1 pseudogene is annotated in these 427 nt (G+C 58.3%); it reads right to left on the bottom strand.

Annotation, left to right across the window (positions count from 1 at the left end):
- A pseudogene (locus J9892_RS20545) lies at window positions 1-427 on the bottom strand (IS21 family transposase); the annotation flags it as partial.

The raw sequence follows: 427 nt of genomic DNA, 5'->3' as shown, positions 1-427 counted from the left end.
CGATGGGCACCGTGGGCCCGCAGTAGTCGATAAAGAGCTTTTCCCCCGCCTTGTGGATCTGGCGCATGGAGCGCTTTTGCAACTGACACCAGGACTTGTAACGGTCACAGAACTGGGAGTAGCTGTAACAGCTATTGGGATAGCGCTGGGTGTACTCCTCCCAGAGCAGCTGTTTGGAGACCCCCTTGCGCTTGAGCTCCTGATGGACAGAGGGCCAATCCGGCACAACATGGCGGGCCGAGATGGTGGTATCGGCCTGCGGATAGAACAGGGCAGCCAGTCGGCCATCATCAAGCTCGGTAGGTAAGGGCCAGGTAAGGCCGAGCGCCTGGGCACTTTTGAGGAGTTTCTGGATGGAGCCGACACTGACCTTGGTACAGATACTGATTTGGCGAACAGAGAGGTCAGCTTCCAGCCGCAGTCGCAG

Source organism: Aeromonas sp. Prich7-2 (assembly GCF_017939255.1).
Taxonomy (GTDB): Bacteria; Pseudomonadota; Gammaproteobacteria; order Enterobacterales; family Aeromonadaceae; genus Aeromonas; species Aeromonas caviae.
Note: the sequence above shows the minus strand (reverse complement) of the source record. Positions and strands in the feature narration are given on the sequence as shown.